We start from the raw sequence: 21200 nt of genomic DNA on the forward strand, positions 1-21200 counted from the left end.
TCATGGCATTGCACCCACAAGCCCAAGTCGAATCCAGTTCATCCAATCCACCAGGGTCGCCGCCTGCACCGGGATGGCAGGGCATCGCCAGCGATTGGTCCTCGGATAAAGAGGCCTTCAAGCAGGTGCCTTGGGGCAAGGCGATGATGTGGATATTCCTGCTCAGCGACACGTTTATATTCACCTGTTTTCTGACCGGATACATGTCGGTACGCATGACCATCACCAGCGCCTGGCCGAACCCCAGTGAAGTGTTCGCATTGACGATCGGCGGCAAGGAAATCCCGCTTATTCTGATCGCCATCATGACCTTTGTGCTGATCAGTAGCAGCGGCACCATGGCCATGGCCGTCAATTTCGCCTATCGCCGTAATCGCGCGAAAACCGCGGCCCTGATGCTGGCGACCGCTGCCTTGGGTGTGACTTTCGTCAGCATGCAGGCATTTGAATGGAGCAAGCTCATCGCAGAAGGGGTGCGTCCCTGGGGGAACCCCATGGGAGCGGCGCAATTTGGCGCCAGCTTTTTCATGATTACCGGTTTTCACGGACTGCATGTATCAATCGGCGCCCTCTACCTCAGCATTGTGGCGCTGAAGGTATGGCGCGGAGATTATGAGCGCTCCGGCAACTATCAGAACGTCGAGATAGCCGGGCTTTACTGGCACTTCGTGGATCTGGTGTGGGTATTTATTTTTGCATTCTTCTATTTATGGTAGAGGAGCACGGGTGATGGCACATGCTCAGGGTCAGCAACATCCAATCAGTTTGTACCTTAAAATCTGGGGGCTGTTATTCGTCCTCAGCACGCTGTCGTACCTTGTCGACTATTTCCACTTCCATGGCTACCTTCGGTGGTCCCTGATCATCACGTTCATGTTGTTGAAGGCAGGTTTGATTGTCTCCATCTTCATGCATATGGCATGGGAGCGCCTGGCATTGGTCTACGCCATACTGGTGCCACCGTTGTGTTTACTGGTGCTTATCGGGCTGATGGCCTCCGAGGCAGACTATATTTTCCTCAGCAGGGGCATTTTCTTTGGCCAGTAGGCAAGCAGCTTTCGGATGGCCTTGAGTCCCCAGGCGCTAACCCGATATCACTCGCTTGAACTGATGCCATTTGTGCTGCCAGGCCACTGTCCAGTGGGGGGCTGCGGTTCCCGTGCCGGCGATCTTCAGCTTCGGATGCTGTTTGATGACCTGGTCCAGTACCGATTCCTGATTCGGTTCAACATCCACGAAGAAGATATGTTTGCCTTCTTTTACTGCCTGTTTGAAATTGCGGAAGTGAGTGTTCGGCACCTGGAACCCAAAAAAACCGCCTTCCCAGATGCAGAAGCCCAATACAACAATGGCAAGGAAGATAAAGGGCATCCAGCCTGCGGCGGATTCGGTCCAGCCCATCCAATAGGCGCCACCCAGGACCAGCGCTGCGAGTGGCACGCCGATCACCGCACCAATCTCACCAGAGTGAACAGCATCCTGTTCCATCAGCGAGCTGATCTCGTGGAGGTGATGTTCTTCTACATCAGCAACTTTTTCACTGAGTACATGAATCTGTTCGGAATTGATGCCGCTGGCTTCCAATTCATACTCAACGTTTTCAAGATCGTTGAGATTGTCACTGATGTAATAGTGTCGGTTCATGCCACACCTCCCATCTCGGGTTTGCTGCAGACCTCCTCTGTCCGGCAGCACTTGGCAGCTGTACTGTGGGGAACGTTGCACACCCGGTGCAATTTGAAAAAAGTATAGCACTCACCATCCTGCGGACCGGTCACTGGCTGATCTGCACAATGACCGGACCTTCCGTCACGATCGGCGGGTTCGCGCGGATATTCGATGCATTTTTCTGAATCCAGTCACGCGCGACTTTCAGGCTCGCATCGCTGCCGGCCTTGTCCGTGCAAACAGTCACCGCTGTACCACCATCACCCGTATTCAACAGTGTGTAGCTGACGAGGCCAGGCACTGTCCGCAGGGTCGCTTCGACGTCGGCATTGCGCTCTTCCAACAACTCGAAAAGCTGCTTTGCTCCAGTACCCAGGTAGGTTCTTATAACCGCATACATAGTCGTCTCCCTTGGGAGTGTCGCCTTGATGCCAATCCAGATCCGTTGATGGCCGCTATTACTCAAGGCTTCAGCTCGCCTTGATTTATTAAGCTTAGCCAAACGTCGGCGACAATCGTAATGCAACGACCACCGGCCATTTTTGGCCGATAACTGCCTGTCGTGAGGGGCTGAAACCGACCCAAAGGGGACATTTCGCCGAGAATCAAACGCTATTTTTACTCTACGAATTGGCCCATTTATTGGCGAACCTGTAGAGAGGTAAGAACGAGTCCGATAGCTCCTTACCCAGTGGTGTTAGTCCATAACCGCCATCGTTTGACTCGATGAAGCCCGCCTCTCGGAGCTCATTGACTCTGCTTTGCAAAACGGTGGGCGAGATATCGCCACACGCGCTTCTCAATGCACGGGAACTCAGTGAACCGTGCTGAAGCTCCCAGATAATCCGCAAGGCCCATTTTTGTCCGAGCACATCCAGGAGCGCCATGATCGGACGACGCCCGTCTAGCATTCGTGAATCCAAGTTTTGCTCATCACTCATAATTATGGCCCTTGTGTGCTACTTATTGTGTAGCGAATACTGGTGCTACATATTTGATAGCGGAGGGTACACCGTGGCTCGAATTCAAGCACTCAGCAAACCCTACACAGAAGAACTCCAGGCAACGTTCGACAAAATAATGGGGGAGGGTGTCCCACCACTGTTGTTGTTCACGACCATCGCCAGCAGCGAGAGGGCGTGGCGCAAGTTCAGGGGCGGTTCATTGCTGGATGGAAACCTGCTGACGCTTCGTCAACGGGAACTGATCATCAACAGGGTCTGCGCGCGTACTGGATGCGAATATGAGTGGGGTGTGCACGTTATGGCTTTCGCTGAGAGCGCCGGACTGACCAGAGACGATATCGGCCACACGCTGGACCATCCACTCCGGGCGGAATACTGGAAGGAAGAAGAAGCGGTGCTGCTGGCTACGATCGATGCCCTGCACGATCGCGCTACATTGACCGAAGCGGAATTTCAGGCCGCCCGAAAGTACCTCGATGACAATCAGATTCTTGAAGTGCTCATGCTGGCGGGCTTCTATCGAACGGTATCGTATATTGCCAATAGTCTGGCTCTTCCGCTTGAGCCAAACGCGGCGAGGTTCAGCGAGTTTCGTCATGAAACCGCGCAATCGTCTTAGGCTCACTGTCCGCTTCTGGCTGTGGATTCAACCGGTCGATCGCCTCCAAGGCGCCGCGTACGTTGTCGGCGACCTCAGCTGACCCACGCTGCTCAACCCAGTTGGATAGTTCCAGGATGGCGGCTTCGAGGGCGAGTTGGTTTTCGTTGATTTTGAGAAGCAGGGAGGGGAGCAGGTCAAAATTAGGCATCGCGGATCCTCGGTTATGAGGTGAGCGTAGCACCAGGCAGAAAAAGCAAAGCCCCGAAGGTTCGCGGCTCCGGGGCTTCTATTTTCGCCCCCATCCCTTAATGTTTGGCGAACGTGGCGCGAAGATTACCAGTGATGTACTAGCGCATCACTACTGCGATAGGTGGATTGTGTTCCGTTGGCACGACGCCGGAGAGAGGGTGGAAGCTGTCTAAAACCACTGCGATCTATTTTGGTTTTGCTGGGCCGATCCGAAGCGTTCATCGCATCGTATTTGACCAAACGCTTAGCAGGGCTAAAGTCCAGTTGTTTGTGAGCACGACGCAATAAAGGTCGGACCTGTTAGACGTTAACCAGCAACGGCTGTCGTCACGCAGGTTCATCAGTGGCGGGGGGGAGAAAAAGAGTATTCCTCATGATCAAACACCTTCAAATAATGGCATTGGTTTCTATCTTCGCGATCGTTGCGGGGTGCCAAACGGATCAATCGACTTCCGCCTCTGGTGCGAAGGCTGCGAACGCTCAGATGGATCAGGAGGCAAAAGCGGCGTTAAAGAGTTTATATATCAGTACGCCGGAAGCGCGTGTCTTAGCGCAGAAAGCCAAGGGTATCCTCGTTTTCCCGGATGTGCTGAAAGCGGGTCTCATCGTCGGTGCACAGCATGGCGAAGGCGAATTGATCGAGAACGGCAAAGTCACGGGATACTACTCGACCACTGCAGCCTCATACGGTCTTCAGGCGGGCGCGCAGAAGTTTGGTTACGTGATGTTCTTCATGACCTATTCAGCGATGAACGATCTGAAAAATGTTAATGGCTTTGAGGTCGGCGTGGGCCCAAGCATTGTGGTCGTAGATTCAGGCATGGCTAAGTCGCTGACTACTTCAACGGCTCAGTCTGATGTTTATGCGTTCATCTTTGATCAAAAGGGCTTAATGGCCGGGCTGGGACTGCAGGGTTCAAAAATTACTAAGCTCGATCGTTGAACCCGTCGGTCGGTCGCTTCAGCTGGAGGCTCGAGCGACAGCTAGCGAGCCTCCTCGTTGCCGTCAGGAATGCGGAGTTGGTCAAACCACAGCCAACGAAAAAATTACAGGTAGAAAGAGGTGTGGTTTCGACCCAAAGCTGCCTTTCGCCGGGGCAGAAAACGGCCAGAAGCTGCCTGTCAGATCCAGTCGGCATGAGTGGAGGCTTAGAGTCGAGAAAGCAAATCTGTCTCCATTTCCTCTGTCCTTAAATCCTCTCGAAAAACAGACCTCGAATCTCCAGCTGACCTGCCTTCTTCCACTTTATCCGTGCGGTTTGGCGGCCAGGAGTTGCTTCTCCGAATAGCTCGATCCATGCATTTCGAAAGCTCTTGTATATCACCCCATTGACCCTGCATTGCGGGCTGTCCAGACGTGCTGCCCGCACCTCCGGAATGTCCCAGCCGTTCATTCTGGTCGGGACTTTGCTGTGGCCTTCGATGTCGCACACCTCATAGCCCTTACCCAACGGCGACTCCAGCGCGGCGTGGAGGAGGTTACTCACTAGGCGCAGGTAGCCAATACGAAAACATTCCGTATGGCCATCAGTGATGCGACTCGCCCCCTTACCGCGTGCGTTTTGTAGTGAACGCAGGATTAGCAACTCGATGTGACGCGCGGCTTCGATACTTGGCAGCTTGTAGAGCGTACCTTCAGCGACGATGAAGTCTTGGCGGGTGTGCTTTTGGAGACGGCTGGTAGGCACCTTGCTGATACCAACCTTGAACACATCGCCGCCACTGTGGACGAGCAGGTATAGATACCCATTGGACATGGTCAGTACTCCGAAAGTTGGGACGTTTTTATTTTCTTTAGCCTAGCCATGCCTGCCCCCATGCAGTTCTAGGGCAGAAAAAATAAATCCATCCACTTTCCGCACCAGTACTTCAAAAATCTTGAGAAGCTAGTTGGATAGGCTCCTGTGGCAATCGAAAGAGACTTACATCAAGCGAAGTGAGCGATCAACGACGAGCTTGGCCTGCTGCAATGCCAAACCGAACTCTATGGAATTCTGCAACGGCACATCCCACCAAATATGCTCATGGGAGCTTGATGCCTGGGTCTTGCATTTCCGCCTAAACCCGTGGCACGAAAGAAACTCAGTAAAATCACTTCGGAGGACAACACCGGACGAAATGTAGCAGTGACGATGCTTGCGATTTACACCACCAAGCTTTACTCCGCGGTAGTAAACAGCGGTTTGCATCCTTCCCGACTGCACAATGAAATGCATTGTCCTTTCGAGTCCGCGCAATAGCGAGGCCGTGGCGTGCGGCATTTCACTGAACGCCCCCTCATTGTCGATTGCTTCCCATAGGCCTGACTTTCCAGTGCCTCCATGTAATACGCCGGCAGCTCTGCGTTCGCCAATAAGATCTTTCTCACCAAGACCGCGCGCCAACATTAGTGCCTCACATTTCGAATATGAGATAGCAAGCGTCTTGACTCCTGCGTTTTCGGCTTGCCCCGCGACTTGGATGGGTATCTCATGAGCAACAACCCATGGCATTACTGTGGCGCCATCCAGCAAGGCAGACAGTTCTTCGGAATAGCGTATGGCTTGAGTGATCGCGTCCGGCTTAGCGCGCCCCTTCTTCAGTTCGATGAGGTGACGATTTCCAGCACCATCCGCAATTAGCAGATCTAAACGTCCAGAGGGCAGCGAAAGTTGTTGAGCAAGCAGACCCCAGCCAGTTCCGAAAATATCCTCCAAACAGCTTCTAACAAGTATCTCAAGGGCTCGCTCATGCATGGTGAATAACTCCGACTGCGGCAATCATAGAGCTTCCTATCTCCGTCCGACGGTGTCACTAACCGGCAGAGAGGAAAAGGATCGAACGGCAAGTTCTGTAGTTCTTGTACACCGCCTCTGGCCGTGGCTATTGACTGAGATCAGGAAAAACGCCTGAGAAGGTATGCATCAGTCCCCATCAAAATGACCATTGCAGTTAGCTGCTTGGGCTGCTTTCGGCCGGCCAGGAGCTGGCGAAGGCGCGATCAGAGGTCGCCCGACGGGCAGGATGCGATAGATTCGAAGGGCAGTTAGTGGCCAATTGCTGCCTGCTACGAGGCGCAGCTATCGGCCCAAGATCCAAAACGCGATCAGCACAACGACTTCTGGTAATAGAACCGGGTATGCCCCGGTGGATAATCTGCCAGGCGTCCGAATTCGGAGTAACCAAGTTTTCGATAAAACCCGGGTGCCTGAAAGCTGAAAGTCTCCAGCCAGATACCAATACAGTGCTTTTTCTGCGCGACTTCTTCAGCCATGCGCATTAGCCGTTCTCCGATACCCTGGCCACGCATCGACTCGGGAACGCTGACAAGATCGATGAGCAGCCATCGATAAGAGACCTTGCCGTACAGTCCGCCAATGACTTCGTTACTGTCTGGGTCTCGTAGCAACAGAGCAAATGTTTCATGTGCGTCGTCTCCACCGTTGACCTGGTTATGGGCCAGCAACGGAGTCAAAATTCCCAGCCGCTCTGCTTCAGTAGCATTTTCAGAAAGTTGGATTTCTACAGACATGGTGCTCTCCCTGAGCGGTGAGTAACCGGGTCAACAAGGTATCCCAGTCCTGTCACCCCATGGCGGACAGTCCGGACACTAGAGTCCGGTGTTGGATTGATGAGCCGCCCAGTGTTTCATCTCTTCTGCAATGAAGTGGTTCACCAGGTCACTGTACATCCTCTCGATTGCATCCGGGCTCAGTCCCTCAGCCTCGGCCCACTCGCGTCTTGTCGCCAACATGGCCTTGAAACGCTCCGGAGCACGCACCGAAGTCACTGAGGTCTTGTACTTCGAGGCAGCCAGTACGTAGTGAAAACGCTTGCCCAACAGTTTGATAACAACCTGATCAAGGGCATCGATTTCACGTCGAATATCCTCCATTCCTGCACACTCTTCGGGCTGCAACTGATTGATGACGTCCATGTAGGTGACTCCGTTTACTGAAAAATTCGTGGGCCTTCGCAAGAAGTATCGGGGTTGGCTAAGGCGGATCGGCGAACTCTTTAGACTGCGTTAATCGATAGGGCGGTGGGCGAGGGTGACGGTGTTTGAGTGACCGCTGATAGTTGCCTGTCACGAATTTTTTCATCGTGACAATCAGGACTCGCTGAATTTTCGGCCAGAAAACCGGATTAATCGCTTACTCAAGAGCCCTGCAAACAAGTGTCGGCTGAAGCATTGCCAGTTGCTCACGAATTGCATGTTCATCGGCAGGAACAAGACAGTACGCGAGCCCGATTCGACTGATCAGCGCGATGATGTTCTCAAGCGACGCGACAGACCCGTTGCTGCGTTCGACATAACGACGATAGGGCTCTTCCAGCAAATCACGCCACATCGGTGCGATGTTTTCGAGGATGTAGGTGAACACCTCCAGGGTTGAGTTCTTCGTCAGATAGCTGTGGTGGAAGCCGCCGTTATGACGATCCAGGTAGCGTACGGAGAAACACACGCACTCTATGAGATAGACCTCGAAGTCATCTTCGAACTCATTCAGGGAGCGTTGCATTTCCTCAAAAAAGGCAGCGTTCTCTGCACTGACGACAGCCTGAATCAGCTCCTTCTTGGAACCAAAATACCGGTACAGGGTGCGTCGCGAGATGTTGGCACCGCGGGCCACGTCATCGATCGAGAAACCTTCGGCGCCCTCGGCAATCATCGCATCGAGGGCGGCACGCAGGATCAGCGACCGGCCATCACTGGCGTTTTCCATCCTGCTGGCATCACCCCAGCGTAATTGTCGACTCATTTGCACCTTCACACGCTCGGGGGGGGGGCGGGGCGGGCATTCGTGCCCGGCCCTTTGGAAAAGCAATTGAGCCCGATTTTCACATGGCATGGCACAAAAAGCCATTTCGTGCCAATCTCTGGCACAGATAATAAAAATTGTGACATAGAGTTAGCCATTTAACAGGAGGCATAGCCATGACCAGAAGTCAGCAGGACTCGAACCGGGACGACGAGTTTGATGTGGTGATTGTCGGTTCGGGCGCCGGGGCCTTGACTGCAGCACTGCGAGCGCACGACAACGGCTTGTCGGTACTCGCGATTGAAAAGAGCGATGTCTATGGCGGTACCACGGCGGTATCCGGGGGAGGGATCTGGATTCCGTGTAACGACCAGATTGCCGCACTGGGGGGCAGCGATTCATACGACGAAGCGATCAGCTATCTGCGCGAGGTGGTTGGCGAAGATTTTGATCAGCAGCGCATCGACGCCTATCTCGAAAATGGCCCGAAAATGGTTGAGTACCTGGCACGTCAGGCGCGCACGAATTTTCGCGCAGTGCCGCGCTACCCCGACTACTACCCGGACCGTAAAGGTGGCAAGCCCGGCTACCGCACCATGGAGCCGGCCCCGTTCGACGGGGCACGCCTGGGTGAACACTTCGAGCTGCTGCGGGCGGCTTCGCCGGCGACCCTGATTGGCGGACGTATCGCCATGACCCAGGCCGAGGCCCACACCATCCTTGCCAAGGAGCGCGGCTGGTTGCTGCTGACCGCAGGGCTGGCGCTGCGCTACCTGAGTGATTTTCGCTGGCGTCGCCGCAGCCGGCGAGATCGCCGCCTGACCCTAGGTAACGCCTTGGTAGCGAGCCTGCGCGCAGCCTTGGCCGAGCGAGGCATTCCCTTGTGGTTGCAAACCTCCATGCAGTCATTGCAACTGGATGAAGGCCGGGTAGTCGGCATCGAAGTGCTGCGCGAGGGGCGCACTCAACGCCTGCGGGCGCGGCACGGCGTGGTGCTTGCCTGCGGCGGTTTCGAGTCGAACCAGGCGATGCGCGAACTGTATCTGCCCCAGCCTACACAGGCCCAATGGACGGCGGCGCCGCCGATCAACCATGGCGACGGCATTCGCGCCGGGCTGGAGGCCGGCGGTGCGGTGGCGCTGATGGAACACACCTGGGGCGCTCCGACAGTGAAGGTGCCTGGGGAGTCGAGCCAGCGCGCCCTGTTCGTTGAGCGTGCGGCGCCCCGTTGCGTGATGGTCAATCGACTGGGCCAGCGCTTCGTCAATGAAGCCGCGCCCTACACGGACATCATCTATGCGATGTATGCCGACCATCAACGCACCCAGGCCAATGCACCGGCCTGGCTGGTATTCGATGCCGAGTACCGCAAGCGCTATCCCTGCGGTGTGTTGCTGCCGGGCAGTGTGCAGCCGGACAGCAAGATCCCCGCCGGCTGGCTCGACAATGTGATCTACCGCGCCGAAACACCGGCCGAGCTGGCAACCAAGATCGGCGTCGACGTCGCCGGGCTCGAAGCCACCCTCGTGCAGATGAACCAATACGCCGCCGCTGGCGTTGATCCGCAGTTCGGCAAGGGTGGCAACCTGTTCGACCGCTACTACGGTGACACCACCTGCAAACCCAACCCCTGCCTTGGCCCGATCGATCGCGCGCCGTTCTATGCCTTGCGCATCGATCCGGGCGAGCTGGGTACCAAAGGCGGACTGCGCACCGACGCCTGCGCGCGCGTGCTGCGCCCGGACGGCTCGGCCATTGCCGGCTGCTATGCGGTGGGCAACACCTCGGCTGCGCTGATGGGCAAGACCTATCCCGGCCCCGGTTCGACCATTGGCCCGGCGATGACCTTCGCCTTCATCGCCGCCGATCACATCGCCGCCGAATCGGCATCAGCCACCAACAGGACTCAACAATGAACCATGTGATGAAACAGGTACGACTCCACGGCCCTCGAGACCTGCGGGTGGACGAAGTCCCTTTACCATCCCCGGGTGAGACAGATGTGCTGGTCGAAGTCGCCGCGTGCGGTGTTTGCGGGAGTGACCTGGGCTTCTATGAGAGCGGGGGCATTCGCCGCGATGGGGCACCGATGCCATTGGGGCATGAGTTCTCCGGGGTCATCCGCGAGGTGGGCACGGCGGTCGTCCACTACCGGCCCGGCATGCGGGTCGTGGTCAATCCCATGGCCAACGGCGCGATGATCGGCGTGGGTAGCGATGAGGGGGCGCTGGCGAACCTGGTCCGGGTGCGCAACGTAAACAGTGGCCAGATTCTGCATCAACTGCCGGCGAACCTTCCCCTGGAGGTGGCCGCCCTCGTCGAACCGCTGGCGGTGGCCTTGCACGCGGTCAATCGCTCACGGGTGACGGCCGGTGAGTCCGTGCTGGTCCTTGGCGCCGGAGCCATTGGCCTGGGAATCGTCGCGTGCCTGAAGGCCCGGGGCATCAGCCAGATCGCTGTGGCTGACCTGTCTGCCGGGCGCCTGGAGATTGCTGCCGGGCTGGGGGCGAACCTGACGCTCGATCCGACACGAGACGACCTGTGGAGCGAACTCGCACGGGCCCATGGCAGCGTGCCGACTTTCCTGGGGACGCAAGCGCCCGCGACCCAGGTGATCTTCGAGTGTTCAGGGGGGAGCGGCGTGCTGCACGAGGCCATCGCCAGGGCCCGGGATGCCGCACGCATCACCGTGGCAAGTGTCTACAAGCAACCGCAGGCTTTTGACTTCTCGATCCTGCAGGTCAAGGAACTCGAACTGATCGGCACCCTGTGTTATCCGACGGAGTTCGCGCAGGCACTGGAGCTGCTGGCATCCGGCGCATTCGACCCGGAATCCATGATCAGCCACCGTTTCTCGCTCGATGACGTCGCGCAGGCTTATAAAACGGCGGCTGACCCACAGCGGTCGGCCAAAGTCATCATCAAGCCCTGAACCGTCGCACGGCCGGCAATGCCGGCCGTGCTGTTTATCAGAGGTGCCGTGCCGGGCCTGCGGGTGCAGTGGCCGCCGCATAGATCTCGGAAATGGAGGGATTGCGCCGAAGCGTCTGTCCACCGCTGACATGAATGACCTGACCGGTCACGAAGCTGGACTCGTTGCTGGCCAGCCAGAGTGCCGCATCGGCCACGTCGGCGGATACACCACTGCGCCCCAGGGGGATTTCGCGGTGATAGAGGGCAGCGATAGACGGGCTCAGCAGCCCGCCACCCGACATCGGCGCATCGGCAACACCACCGGGGGCAATGGAGTTGGCCCGGACCCCGTGCTGACCGAATTCGTGAGCGATGCAACGGATGACGTGGTCGATGCCGGCCTTGGTGCCCATGTACGCGGCGTGGTTGTCGAACATGATGCTGGCCGTGACCGACGAGATCTGGATGATTGATCCCCCCGTCGGCATATGACGCAGCAGTGCCTGAAAGTACTGGAACGGGCCGGTGAATTGCACCGCGTTCATTTTCTCCAGGTCTTCGCGGCTGTGTTCCAGGAACGGCTTCAAGAGCCCCCAGCCCGTGGCATTGACGCCGATGTCCAGGCCGTTCAGGCACTGCTTGCTCTGCGCCACCAGATCGTCGACCTCGGCCTGCGAGGTGATATCGCACGCCAGCCAAGGCACCCCGAGTGATTGTGCAACCGCTGCCACTGCATCGGCGCGGCGCCCTGAAACCAGCACGCGCGCCCCTTGTTCGACATAACGTCGAGCCACGGCTTCGCCGACGTTGCCAGGTGCCACACCCAGCACCAATGCCGCTTTACCTTCAAGTCGTTTCGACATGCTGTCCCTTACGCCCCCACATCAATAATGTGAACCGGATCCGTGCCATCCCAGTGCCTGGCGGCTTCAATGCCCTGCTGGATCAACTCGCGCATCCCGATCCCATGGATGATTTCGTAAAGCACTCCAGGCTCCGAATGGTTTTCCAGATAGGCCACGCGGGTCGTCGGGTTGCTGGCTTCAAAAACAATTTGCAACCCGGTCGCAGTCAATTGCACAAGGGTCTGGTCGAAGTCATCGACGACCCAGGCGACATGGTGCATGCCCCGGATTGGAAGGCCTTCAGCATCTCGATAGGGCGACTTCGCATCGTTGGTCACCTGGATCAGCTCGATCTGGATATCCCCTTGATAAGCAAGCCCGACATCGATCGTGACAGTGACCGGCTCACCTCGATACTTGCCTTGGAGGCTGACGTTGCGAAAGAGCGTCCAGGGCCCGACACCGAGATGCTGTCGCCAGCGTTCCATGCTTTGTTCCAGGCTCTCGACCAGATAACCGATCTGACTGATCGGACCAAGCAATGCACTGCTCATGACGCCTCCTTGGGAGTGATGTCATTGGGAAAAGGCTACTGACGAAGGTTCAGCCCGGGGTTGGGCTCTGTGACGCCAGTGGTGGTTATGGCACAAAAATCAAATTGTGCGCCAAGCATAATGGCACAAAATTGTTTATGTGTGTCACGCCGATCAAGGGAGTCGGGTGAGCCTTTCGCCGACGTCTCGCTGGAGGACGGAATGATTTGCCATGCAAACAACAGCCCTGCTCGTGGGTGCGAATGAGTTGGCTATGTTGTTCGCGGGGAACCGAAATCGAGATTGCACTCTCGATTCGGCGGAGGCCCCGGCAGTGGACAGACATTCGAGACGAGCTTGATAGACGGCGCTCGGAGAGAAAGGCTTGAGCCATAGCTCGTGTAGCGGAAGTCCGCTTCTGGCCGATTTATGCCTGTCGCGACGGGCTGAAACCGACCCAATATAGATAGTCCGTCCCAATCTGGATGGCGGTGGGCTTGCTTGTTTTCGACGGTGGCCGCTATTTGTGGCACACGCGGCGGTTAGCAGGTAGACAAAATGTAGCGAGGATAAGGCAGATTTAAGGGCATCCCCTGACTCCTTCATCGAGTATCTGCGTTGAAATCCAGCACCCGCGTGGCACCGCCAAAGTGACGCGATCTCGTGCCTAATGGATCAGCAACGGCTCTCAGCCTTCGGGGCAGGTAGCCAGAGGCCAACCGATGCGCGCTGCACGGAGGAGACTGGCCTTAACAACCAAGCGGTGAAATGGGGCAATAACGAATATGTAGGCCCGGCCTAGACGGTTGTGGCACTGGACCACGGTTGAAAAAACGAGTTGGCGACTGCCTTCTGGCTCTGCCTCTCCAGAACATAGGATCGAAATCCGGAAGTCGAGGTGCTTGTCGTCCTCTCCCAACACGACTTCAGTCTGGTTCGAGCTGTAGACCTTGAAGATTTGAATCCGATTCGCAAGTGTTGCCAAATGTTTGGCTGTCTTGAGACCAAAACAGGCAACGATAGTGTCTCGGACTTTCATGAGCCATCCGATCCAGGATGGCTGGTGGGAAAGGATGAATCGAGCTAGCAAATCTGGATTGCTGGAGGTGCCCGCCGGGAGCCGAATCGCAAAAGCGTCTGCTAGGTTCATCGACTTGTAAAGGTGGGTGATGCCGGACCTCGAGGGTACAGGCACGGACATAATGAGCTCAAATTCTCGGGGCATCGGGGATCTCTCCTGAGTTCTAACTACCAATTAGATGACATGCCATGTCGCGTTTCTTGTTGCGATGGTTTGTCGTATAACGCTCCTTGTCGGATACTGAGCCCGATCAAGACATCATAGAGCTCTTGCTGCCCAGCTGGAAGAACAGGGAGCAACGTCGCACGGCGCTTGCCGACATCGAACCAGGATTCAACCAACCATCCCACCAGATAGAGCGCCGAAAGGCATCCACCAGCGGTTGCAACGTTCCCTTGGCATACAAGAGGCTGGTCCACGGGCTCAAGTCCCAGAGCTTGCAAGCTCGATCGTGCATCCGGGTGTGTAGTTGCTTGGCCGCTGAGCAGCCCAAGCCGTTCGAGAATGAAAGCTCCGGCGCATATGGAGCCGATTCGCTGGCGTCTGGAGTCAAGTTCAAACGACGGCAGGAAATCTGGGGCGGCAAGTGCGGCGGGTATCCCTTCCTTGCCGCTGACGAACAATACCGCGTCGGCACTATTGGCCTCGGAAAGCGGACCGTGCACCGGAACAGGCAGGCCGTGCGCCGATCGCACGATAGCGCTAGCACCCAATATTCGGACGTGCCAGTCCTCAGTGTTGCGGCCTAAAATGTCCCACATCAGGAATAGGTCGATATCAGTGAATTGATCAAAAGCAACCAGAACGATTTTCTTCAAGGCGAGCTCCATGAAAAGTGCTAGCGTGCAAAACGCAACGGCCATCTTTGCTGGTGTTCGCAGCGTATCAATCGGTTGCGCACCATACACAGTCTGTATGGCGCTAAATATGGAGCGAAATAACTGGTGGGAAAACTAACTCGCAACCATTGGATCGCAGCTGGTTTTGAGGCCCTCGACCAAATAGGACATAGTGGCGTTTCGGCCGAGAGTCTATCGCGCCGATTGAATGTGACCCGCGGATCCTTCTATCACCATTTCCGCAATCGCGAAGACTTTGTCCGCACCTTGCTGGCCGCTTGGGAAGAAGACTACACGGAGCGCATGCTCGCTTATGCGGCGCAGGGTCGTAGCGCGGGCGAAATCTTGAAACGCTACTTGAGTATTGCCGCTGAGAAACAACCTGGGCGGGAAGTTTCCATCCGAGCCTGGTCGCTGCACGATCCGTTGGTAGGCGAGTTTCAGCAGCGTGTTGACACAAGACGACTGGACTTCGCGATACGGACGTGCCGCCGCTTGGTCCCTATGCCAGGCGAAGCAGAAGTGATTGGTCGGGTGGCCCATCTGTGCCTGATTGGTGGTCAACAGGCAGGGCTGCGGCGTGATGCCGCTCGCTTCAACAGTTTCCTGCATCGAGCCTTTTCACTTTTCGAAGGGGCTCTTCCACCGTGGCGGGCCTAAGTCATGAGCTAAATTGGGTAACTGAATAAATAGAGTTCGCGTGCCGCTAAATTCTCGGCAGCACTCAATTCCTTCACCGAGTGGCTGCTTGAACGCCATTCCCTTCAAGGCAAGCCGCCTGGCTAACGCGATCTACCAATCTCCAGCTCTAGTGCACGCCATTGGTCTCATAGGGCTAACGTCCATGCCACTGGCCTACGGCACTAATTTGAGTACGGCCTTCGCCGCACGCATACCCTGCACAAGGCGTATTCCTCGTACGCTTACCGATGTTCGTTGGGCAATACCAGATGTGTATCACTTGCCGATCCAAAAATCAGGACCTGCCGAGCGACCGCTTTTGGCCGATTCTGTTGAAAAAGTCGACCATGGTTTCCACGACAGAAAAGTACGCGCTTGAGATTGAAATCTTTACTTTGAACAGAGGATTCCGGGTTCAGATTTCGCGTAGCGGCGCGCGGAAAAGGCGTTTTCAGCGGTCAGTATGCGAGCAGTCTGGAAGTACCGACTTTTTCAACAGAATCGACCCATTGCAGACATTCGCCGACCACAATTGAGCTTTCGTTGAGTGCTATGGAAAGCTGATCATCAATTCGTCAAAGCTCTTTTCTTCAGTCGAAAGCTGACATCAGTATTGGCTATTCGTTAATGCCAGAATGAACAGAAATGATTGCGATTGGGGACAAAAGATATGGGCTATCCAGATCGCTAGTCTCATGTCAGTCTCGTGGCAGACATTCTTTCCGCTAGTTCCTGAGGTTTAGCGTTGATTCGTGTAGAGGCAACATGAAAAAAGTGAAGTTGGATCGTATCAACCGAGCAATCCTCGAAAATCTGCAAAGCAATGCTCGGATCAGCAATCTGGAGCTGGCCGAGAAAATCAATCTCTCTCCCAGCGCCTGCCTGCAAAGAACCAAGGCGCTGGAGGATGCCGGTTACATCCGTGCCTACATGGCATCGATCGATATCGACGCAATCTGTATCAACGTCATGGCCTATGTCATGTTCAGCTTGCGTGATCACGCCGGACATCTGCGTGTTCAATTCGAACGCTTCATTGCCAAGCGTCGCGAGCTGGTCGACTGCCTGAAGGTCGATGGCGAGTTTGACTACATTGCCCTGGCCACCTGTTCGACCGTTACCGATTTCAACACGCTCTGTGAACAGCTGCTGGATGAGAACCCCAACATCCTGAAAATCAGCAGCAACATCATTCTCGACAAAACCAAGTGGTTTGCCGGCTACCCGCTAGAGAATCTGATTTGGCGGGAGTGACGGCGCGCGATCTGCACAATCTGCGGTAAGTGCGCGTGCATCCCGCAGCAAGTGCAATGCACGCGGGCTATCTCAATCTTTTGCACCGTCGTCTTTGCAGACAATAGTGGTTTTATCCTGAGGGAGAGAACAGCCATGTCTGCATCTGCGTACGTTACCCTGGAAACGGCACTGGGGGCCTTTACACTCGAGCTGTTTGGCCAACAGGCACCGCTGACCACCGCGAACTTTCTGGCCTACGTGGACAGTGGTCGCTATGACGGCAGCAGTATTTTTCGCATCGTCAATCCGTCCAATCAGCAACCGGAAGACCCGGTGCGCATCAGTGTCGTGCACGGAGGCACGCGCCCCCTGGCAGCCGATAATTTGCCCATGATCCAACTCGAAAGCACACTGCAGACCGGCTTGAGCCATCGACATGGCAGTGTGTCGTTGGGACGTGACGAGGCCAACAGTGCCGAGGGTGATTTTTTCATCTGTATCGGTGATCAACCGCACTTCGATCATGGTGGCGCTCGCCATCCTGATGGGCTGGGCTTTGCGGCGTTCGGGCAGGTCTGTGCGGGCATGGAGGTGGTCGAGGCGATCTGGAGTCGTGCTGGAGCGCAAGAATATTTGTTACCTGAGGCCGAGATAGCCATCGTACGAGCCTACCGTCAGCCGCGAGGTGTGTGATGGGGCGCTATGCGAATGTAAGGGTGGCGATGGCAGCGCGTCGATACGATGCATTTTTGCTTCCCCGCAGCGATGCCTACCTCAATGAAGATCTCGCACCCGCTGACGAAGCCTTGCACTGGTTGACCGGTTTCAGTGGCAGCGTAGGGCTGGCGGTGCTGACACAAGAGCGGGCGGCGCTGTTGGTCGATGGTCGCTATACCGAGCAGGCCCGTCAGGAATGTACTCAGTTCGATACCTTGATGCTGGACGAAAGCAGCCTGTTCAGTTGGCTGCGCGGGCAGCTGCAACCCGGCGCGACCATTGCCTGCGATTCAAGGCTGCATAGTGTCGATGAATGCGCGCGCTGGCAGGTCATGGCGACACAGTCGGGCTTCAACTGGCACGAGTCCCTGGACAATCCCGTGCTTGAGTGCTGGCGCAATCGTCCAGAGGCGCCGAACAGCCCAGTGCTTGCCTGGGGGTTGCAATATGCAGGTATGGCTGCGCAAGACAAACTCGAAAACCTCACCGCCAGCTTGGGCGCGTCGCAGTGCGATGCCCTGTGGCTGCCGGCGCCGGATATGGTGGCGTGGCTGTTGAATGTGCGCGGCCAGGATATCGATATCGCACCATTGCCGTTCAGCAACGCCCTGCTGTACGCGGACGGCCGGCTTGACTGGTTCATCGATGCCAACCGCCTGCAACTGCCCCAGGGCTGGCTGCCCGCAGCGGTGTCTGTGCGTTCACCCCAGTGGCTCGACCAGGCCATCGCAGAACTTTATGGCCAGCGAGTATGGATCGATCGCCGAATGTGCACGGCGGCTGTTTATCGTCAGTTCGAGTCCGCCGGTTGTGCCTTTTATGAGGCGCAAAATCCTCTGCTATTGCAGCGTGCCTGCAAGCAGCCCGCCGAGTTGTCCGGCAGCCGTGAAGCACATCGTATCGATGGTCTGGCTCTTTGCCGGTTTCTGTATGAGTTCCACGATCGCTGCGACCGGTTTCTCGGGCAAAGCGAGTTGTCTATCGTCGAATCTCTGGAGGGCTGGCGTACGCGGCATCCCGATTACCAAGGCGCGAGTTTCGAGACCATCGCGGCCACCGGTGCCAATGGAGCCCAACCCCATTACTTGCCCAAGCCAGGGCGGGCGGCAAAGCTCAAGCACGGCGAGTTGCTGCTGATCGATTCCGGTGGCCAATACCCCCAGGGCACAACCGACGTGACCCGAGTGCTGGCCTGCAGTCCCGCTACCGCCCGCCAGCGTTACCTCTACACCACCGTGCTGCGTGCCCATATTGCGCTGGCCAGCTGTTTGTTCCCCGTCGGCACCAGTGGTCAGCAACTGGACAGCGTTGCGCGGCAGGTGATGTGGCGAGAGGGGCTGGACTATGCACATGGCACCGGGCACGGGGTTGGCAGCTACCTGCATGTGCACGAGGGGCCCCACAGAATTGCCCCCCACGCCAGCGCGGTGCCACTGCAAGCGGGAATGGTGACCTCGATCGAGCCGGGCGTTTACCTGTCCGGTGAGCTGGGGATTCGCATCGAGAACCTCTATGAGGTGGTTGAAGTCGAGGCGCATCCGGGGTTCCTCAAGTTCCAAGTCCTTACCCTGGCGCCGTTTGCGATTGAACTGATAGACCGTGGGCTGCTGAGTCCGACCGAAACTCAGTGGCTCGATGAGTATCATTGGACTGTTCGGGGGGCATTGGCGGCATCTCTGGAACCAGACGTCGCAGCATGGTTGCTACGGCAAACGCTACCGAACAACATGCAGTTTCGTGCTGAATAACAGTTGATTGTTTTTCCTGGCCCCTGCAAAAGCGCAGTTAGATTTCAGTGAGGCTGGCAACATGTTTCCAGCGTTCGCGAGCGCCTCAAAACAATTCTAATAGTCGGTTTGCCTCCTGCTTCTTAGTGGGAGAGCAAGCGTTGCCAGTATAGAGGCGAGCATGAACAGTACAGAAAACGTGATTCCCGATGGGTACGATCGCAGGCCCGTACCCCAGTCCGAAACGGTTTCCGGAACCGGGCTGGCGCTGATTACCTTTGGGATAGGGATGACCTTGCCGGTGTTCTGGCTGGGTGCAGACGTGACCTGGAAAGTCGGATTCTCGACTGCCTCGCTGATCTTCGTCGGGGTATGTGTTGTGCTCGGATTGCTGTGTGCATTGACCGCGATGGTCGGTGTGCGGACACGACTGAGTACCTACATGGTTCTGCAGTTTTCCTTTGGCCGGCATGGGGCCAAGCTGATCAACCTGACCATGGCGGTGACCTTGCTGGGGTTCTATGCCGCCACGGCGGATATCTTCGGCAGCACAGTGGCCAGCGCGTTGCAAAGTTCCTGGGGCTTTGTCACGCCGGCATGGGTTCACTGTGTATGGGGGAGCATCCTGATGACATTGATGGCCATTTATGGATTGCGCGGGCTCGATCGGCTGTCGATTTATTCGGTGCCGCTTATGGCGCTGTTCATGCTGTTTGCATTGTACCTCGGCTTCCAGCGCGCAGCGCCCGGTCAACTGGGCGGGTTCGCGGGCTCGGGTGACAGCCTGGCACTGGCCATCGCCAGCACCATTGGCATGGTGATTTTGACACCGGTATTGATGCCTGATTTCACCCGTTATGCACGCACTGAAAAAGATGCCTTGATTGCCATTCTTGGAATGGCCGCCGGTTTTCCGTTTGTACTTATCGTCGGTGGCTTGTTGTCGATCATTACCGGCCAGAGCGAAATCATGTTGATCATGGCTAGCCTGGGCGTGCTGCTGCCGGCCTTGGCCGTACTCGTGTTCTCCACCTGGATCACCAACACCGCGAATTTGTATTCCGCGACGCTCACGCTGGCGACCGTCAGCCGCACCGCGAGCTGGAAGCTGACAGTGGGGGGGAGCGTACTGGCAACCGGCCTGGCCGTGGGTGGGTTCATGACGCATTTCCTTGATTTCATCATGGCCTTGAGCATCGTGATCCCGCCATTGGCGAGTATCTATGTCACGGACTTCTTTTTGGTACGTCAACAACGCTATGACATCGACGCACTGAAGCAGGCCTCCGCATTTGGCTGGCCGGCGCTGGTCAGTTGGGCATTGGCCAGCGCAGTCGCCTGGATGACGTCCTTTGAAGGTTGGACAATGACGTCGCAACCTACATTGGACTCACTATTGGTCGCCCTCGTCGCATACCTGGTTCTCAGTCGATTGACCCCTGTTTCTACAGTAGTGCCGTCGCACTCGTAAAACCGATAACTCCCCACCCAATGCGTTGACCCGGGTTTTTACCCGAAGGGCGAAGCCATGCCCGCTTTTAGAAAAACGAACACTACAAGCGTGTGTTCGACGGGTCTGGCTCGTCTTTTTTTTGCCAACCGCAACGCCCATAAAAAGCTTTAGAAGTTCAGGAGCAGTTTCAATGAACATCATCCGACTCATCGTGATGGCCGCGTTCGGATTCAGTTGCGCAGCCCATGCCCAAGTCTCCAGCACACTGGCATTAACCTCTGAGTACCAGGTTCGTGGTATCGGTTACTCCGGCAACGATCCGGCATTGAGCATGAGCCTGGACTGGGCCGGGGAGAGCGGGTTATTTGTCGGCGCCTGGGCGACAAACACCGACAGCTTCGAAAGTGGCGACCCCTATGACGATGGCGCGAACATCGAGATCGACTTTTACGGTGGCTATAACGGCCAACTGGAAAACGGCTTGCGTTATGGCGTGATCGGTTATTACTACACGTTCCCTGGGACCAACTACAACATCAACTATCCGGAGATTGGATTCAGTCTCGGTTACGGCAACTTCAATACGTATTTCTACTATTCCAACGACATGATCAGTACGTCTCAGTCGTCACAGTACGTGGCGGCCGACTACACCTTCAATCTGCCGTTGGATGTAGATCTGACGTTCCTGGCCGGGCACTCCTTTGGCGAGTACTTTCGCCAACCGGATCTGACAGGCGCCCATGAATACTCGAACTGGGAAGTTGCACTCAAACGCAGCTTCGGCCCGGTCAATACAAAACTGAGCTGGGTCGACACCGACTTGTCGGGTCGCTACCACAACAGTGGCGAGTACCTGCGTAACGACGGACGCTTGATCTTTACCGTTTCCCACACTTTTTGAAATAACAGCCGGCGGCCCTGCGGCTGGCCGGCTTTTGCGTGATTGC

At 56.4% G+C, this 21200-nt stretch carries 25 protein-coding genes; 12 read left to right on the forward strand and 13 right to left on the reverse strand.

The genetic code is table 11. From position 1 onward, the window contains the following. The first annotated feature begins 2 nt into the window (after positions 1-2). Positions 3-716, forward strand: a complete 714-nt coding sequence (locus KGB29_RS00940; RefSeq protein WP_057715333.1) for a heme-copper oxidase subunit III family protein — start codon at positions 3-5, stop codon at positions 714-716. Positions 717-729: 13 nt separating this feature from the next. Beyond that, a complete protein-coding gene (locus KGB29_RS00945; protein WP_057715332.1) occupies positions 730-1047 on the forward strand; it encodes a cytochrome C oxidase subunit IV family protein in 318 nt (105 codons plus the stop codon). Between the two features lie 36 nt (positions 1048-1083). On the opposite strand, the gene KGB29_RS00950 is transcribed toward KGB29_RS00945, so the two are convergent. From KGB29_RS00950 to KGB29_RS00960, 3 genes are all read right to left on the reverse strand, one after another. Beyond that, positions 1084-1644 (reverse strand): hypothetical protein, encoded by a 561-nt coding sequence (locus KGB29_RS00950; RefSeq protein WP_057715331.1) that lies wholly within the window; start codon positions 1642-1644, stop codon positions 1084-1086. Between the two features lie 130 nt (positions 1645-1774). Then, the gene (locus tag KGB29_RS00955; RefSeq protein ID WP_057715330.1) at positions 1775-2068 is read right to left on the reverse strand and encodes a hypothetical protein; all 294 of its coding nucleotides are present in this window, start codon (positions 2066-2068) and stop codon (positions 1775-1777) included. Positions 2069-2291: 223 nt separating this feature from the next. Then, the gene (locus KGB29_RS00960) at positions 2292-2609 is read right to left on the reverse strand and encodes a winged helix-turn-helix transcriptional regulator (protein ID WP_057715325.1); all 318 of its coding nucleotides are present in this window, start codon (positions 2607-2609) and stop codon (positions 2292-2294) included. Positions 2610-2682: 73 nt separating this feature from the next. On the opposite strand from KGB29_RS00960, the gene KGB29_RS00965 reads away from it, so the two are divergent. Next, positions 2683-3252 (forward strand): carboxymuconolactone decarboxylase family protein, encoded by a 570-nt coding sequence (locus KGB29_RS00965; protein WP_057716630.1) that lies wholly within the window; start codon positions 2683-2685, stop codon positions 3250-3252. On the opposite strand, the gene KGB29_RS00970 is transcribed toward KGB29_RS00965, so the two are convergent. Beyond that, complete coding sequence (locus KGB29_RS00970) at positions 3215-3442, reverse strand: hypothetical protein (protein ID WP_150813693.1); 228 nt, start codon at positions 3440-3442, stop codon at positions 3215-3217. The genes KGB29_RS00965 and KGB29_RS00970 overlap by 38 nt on opposite strands. 414 nt (positions 3443-3856) lie before the next feature. Here KGB29_RS00970 and KGB29_RS00975 point away from each other — a divergent pair, with 414 nt between their 5' ends. After that, entirely contained in the window at positions 3857-4426 is a 570-nt protein-coding gene (locus tag KGB29_RS00975) for a YSC84-related protein (RefSeq protein ID WP_057715323.1), read from the forward strand. Between the two features lie 247 nt (positions 4427-4673). Here the strand turns inward: KGB29_RS00975 and KGB29_RS00980 are convergent, their stop codons facing one another. The 5 genes from KGB29_RS00980 to KGB29_RS01000 all read right to left on the reverse strand — a co-directional run bounded on the left by KGB29_RS00980 (position 4674) and on the right by KGB29_RS01000 (position 8225). Then, positions 4674-5240 (reverse strand): GIY-YIG nuclease family protein, encoded by a 567-nt coding sequence (locus tag KGB29_RS00980; RefSeq protein ID WP_150813692.1) that lies wholly within the window; start codon positions 5238-5240, stop codon positions 4674-4676. 165 nt (positions 5241-5405) lie between these two features. Continuing rightward, entirely contained in the window at positions 5406-6218 is an 813-nt protein-coding gene (locus KGB29_RS00985; RefSeq protein ID WP_150813691.1) for an endonuclease NucS domain-containing protein, read from the reverse strand. 350 nt (positions 6219-6568) lie between these two features. Then, positions 6569-6994, reverse strand: coding sequence for a GNAT family N-acetyltransferase (locus tag KGB29_RS00990; RefSeq protein WP_057715321.1), 426 nt, complete (start codon positions 6992-6994; stop codon positions 6569-6571). Between the two features lie 78 nt (positions 6995-7072). Next, a complete protein-coding gene (locus tag KGB29_RS00995) occupies positions 7073-7399 on the reverse strand; it encodes an isochorismate lyase (protein ID WP_090454865.1) in 327 nt (108 codons plus the stop codon). A gap of 217 nt (positions 7400-7616) precedes the next feature. After that, positions 7617-8225 (reverse strand): TetR/AcrR family transcriptional regulator, encoded by a 609-nt coding sequence (locus tag KGB29_RS01000; protein WP_191626104.1) that lies wholly within the window; start codon positions 8223-8225, stop codon positions 7617-7619. 176 nt (positions 8226-8401) lie between these two features. Here KGB29_RS01000 and KGB29_RS01005 point away from each other — a divergent pair, with 176 nt between their 5' ends. Then, positions 8402-10141 (forward strand): FAD-binding protein, encoded by a 1740-nt coding sequence (locus KGB29_RS01005; RefSeq protein WP_223616186.1) that lies wholly within the window; start codon positions 8402-8404, stop codon positions 10139-10141. Then, entirely contained in the window at positions 10138-11157 is a 1020-nt protein-coding gene (locus KGB29_RS01010) for a zinc-dependent alcohol dehydrogenase (protein WP_150813688.1), read from the forward strand. Before KGB29_RS01005 ends, KGB29_RS01010 begins: the two co-directional genes overlap by 4 nt. Before the next feature lie 37 nt (positions 11158-11194). Here the strand turns inward: KGB29_RS01010 and KGB29_RS01015 are convergent, their stop codons facing one another. From KGB29_RS01015 to KGB29_RS01030, 4 genes are all read right to left on the reverse strand, one after another. Beyond that, the gene (locus KGB29_RS01015; RefSeq protein WP_150813687.1) at positions 11195-12001 is read right to left on the reverse strand and encodes an SDR family oxidoreductase; all 807 of its coding nucleotides are present in this window, start codon (positions 11999-12001) and stop codon (positions 11195-11197) included. Between the two features lie 8 nt (positions 12002-12009). Next, complete coding sequence (locus tag KGB29_RS01020; RefSeq protein ID WP_150813686.1) at positions 12010-12537, reverse strand: VOC family protein; 528 nt, start codon at positions 12535-12537, stop codon at positions 12010-12012. 667 nt (positions 12538-13204) lie between these two features. Then, complete coding sequence (locus KGB29_RS01025) at positions 13205-13741, reverse strand: DUF2867 domain-containing protein (RefSeq protein ID WP_150813685.1); 537 nt, start codon at positions 13739-13741, stop codon at positions 13205-13207. Positions 13742-13764: 23 nt separating this feature from the next. Beyond that, positions 13765-14415, reverse strand: a complete 651-nt coding sequence (locus KGB29_RS01030) for a DJ-1/PfpI family protein (RefSeq protein ID WP_150813684.1) — start codon at positions 14413-14415, stop codon at positions 13765-13767. A 126-nt stretch (positions 14416-14541) separates the two neighbouring features. Between KGB29_RS01030 and KGB29_RS01035 the strand changes: the two genes are divergently transcribed. The 6 genes from KGB29_RS01035 (at position 14542) to KGB29_RS01060 (ending at position 21154) form a co-directional block, all read left to right on the forward strand. Beyond that, the gene (locus tag KGB29_RS01035) at positions 14542-15096 is read left to right on the forward strand and encodes a TetR/AcrR family transcriptional regulator (protein ID WP_150813683.1); all 555 of its coding nucleotides are present in this window, start codon (positions 14542-14544) and stop codon (positions 15094-15096) included. A gap of 786 nt (positions 15097-15882) precedes the next feature. Then, the gene (locus KGB29_RS01040; RefSeq protein ID WP_102675000.1) at positions 15883-16371 is read left to right on the forward strand and encodes an Lrp/AsnC family transcriptional regulator; all 489 of its coding nucleotides are present in this window, start codon (positions 15883-15885) and stop codon (positions 16369-16371) included. A 135-nt stretch (positions 16372-16506) separates the two neighbouring features. Beyond that, positions 16507-17046 (forward strand): peptidylprolyl isomerase, encoded by a 540-nt coding sequence (locus tag KGB29_RS01045; RefSeq protein ID WP_150813682.1) that lies wholly within the window; start codon positions 16507-16509, stop codon positions 17044-17046. Continuing rightward, the gene (locus tag KGB29_RS01050; protein WP_150813681.1) at positions 17046-18818 is read left to right on the forward strand and encodes an aminopeptidase P family protein; all 1773 of its coding nucleotides are present in this window, start codon (positions 17046-17048) and stop codon (positions 18816-18818) included. The genes KGB29_RS01045 and KGB29_RS01050 overlap by 1 nt, the downstream gene beginning before the upstream one ends. A 160-nt stretch (positions 18819-18978) precedes the next feature. Beyond that, complete coding sequence (locus KGB29_RS01055) at positions 18979-20268, forward strand: purine-cytosine permease family protein (protein ID WP_223616187.1); 1290 nt, start codon at positions 18979-18981, stop codon at positions 20266-20268. 172 nt (positions 20269-20440) lie between these two features. Next, positions 20441-21154, forward strand: a complete 714-nt coding sequence (locus KGB29_RS01060; RefSeq protein WP_150813679.1) for a TorF family putative porin — start codon at positions 20441-20443, stop codon at positions 21152-21154. The last annotated feature ends 46 nt before the right edge of the window (positions 21155-21200 follow it).

The sequence above is a fragment of the Pseudomonas sp. BF-B-30 genome (assembly GCF_019956305.1).
GTDB lineage: Bacteria > Pseudomonadota > Gammaproteobacteria > Pseudomonadales > Pseudomonadaceae > Aquipseudomonas > Aquipseudomonas jessenii.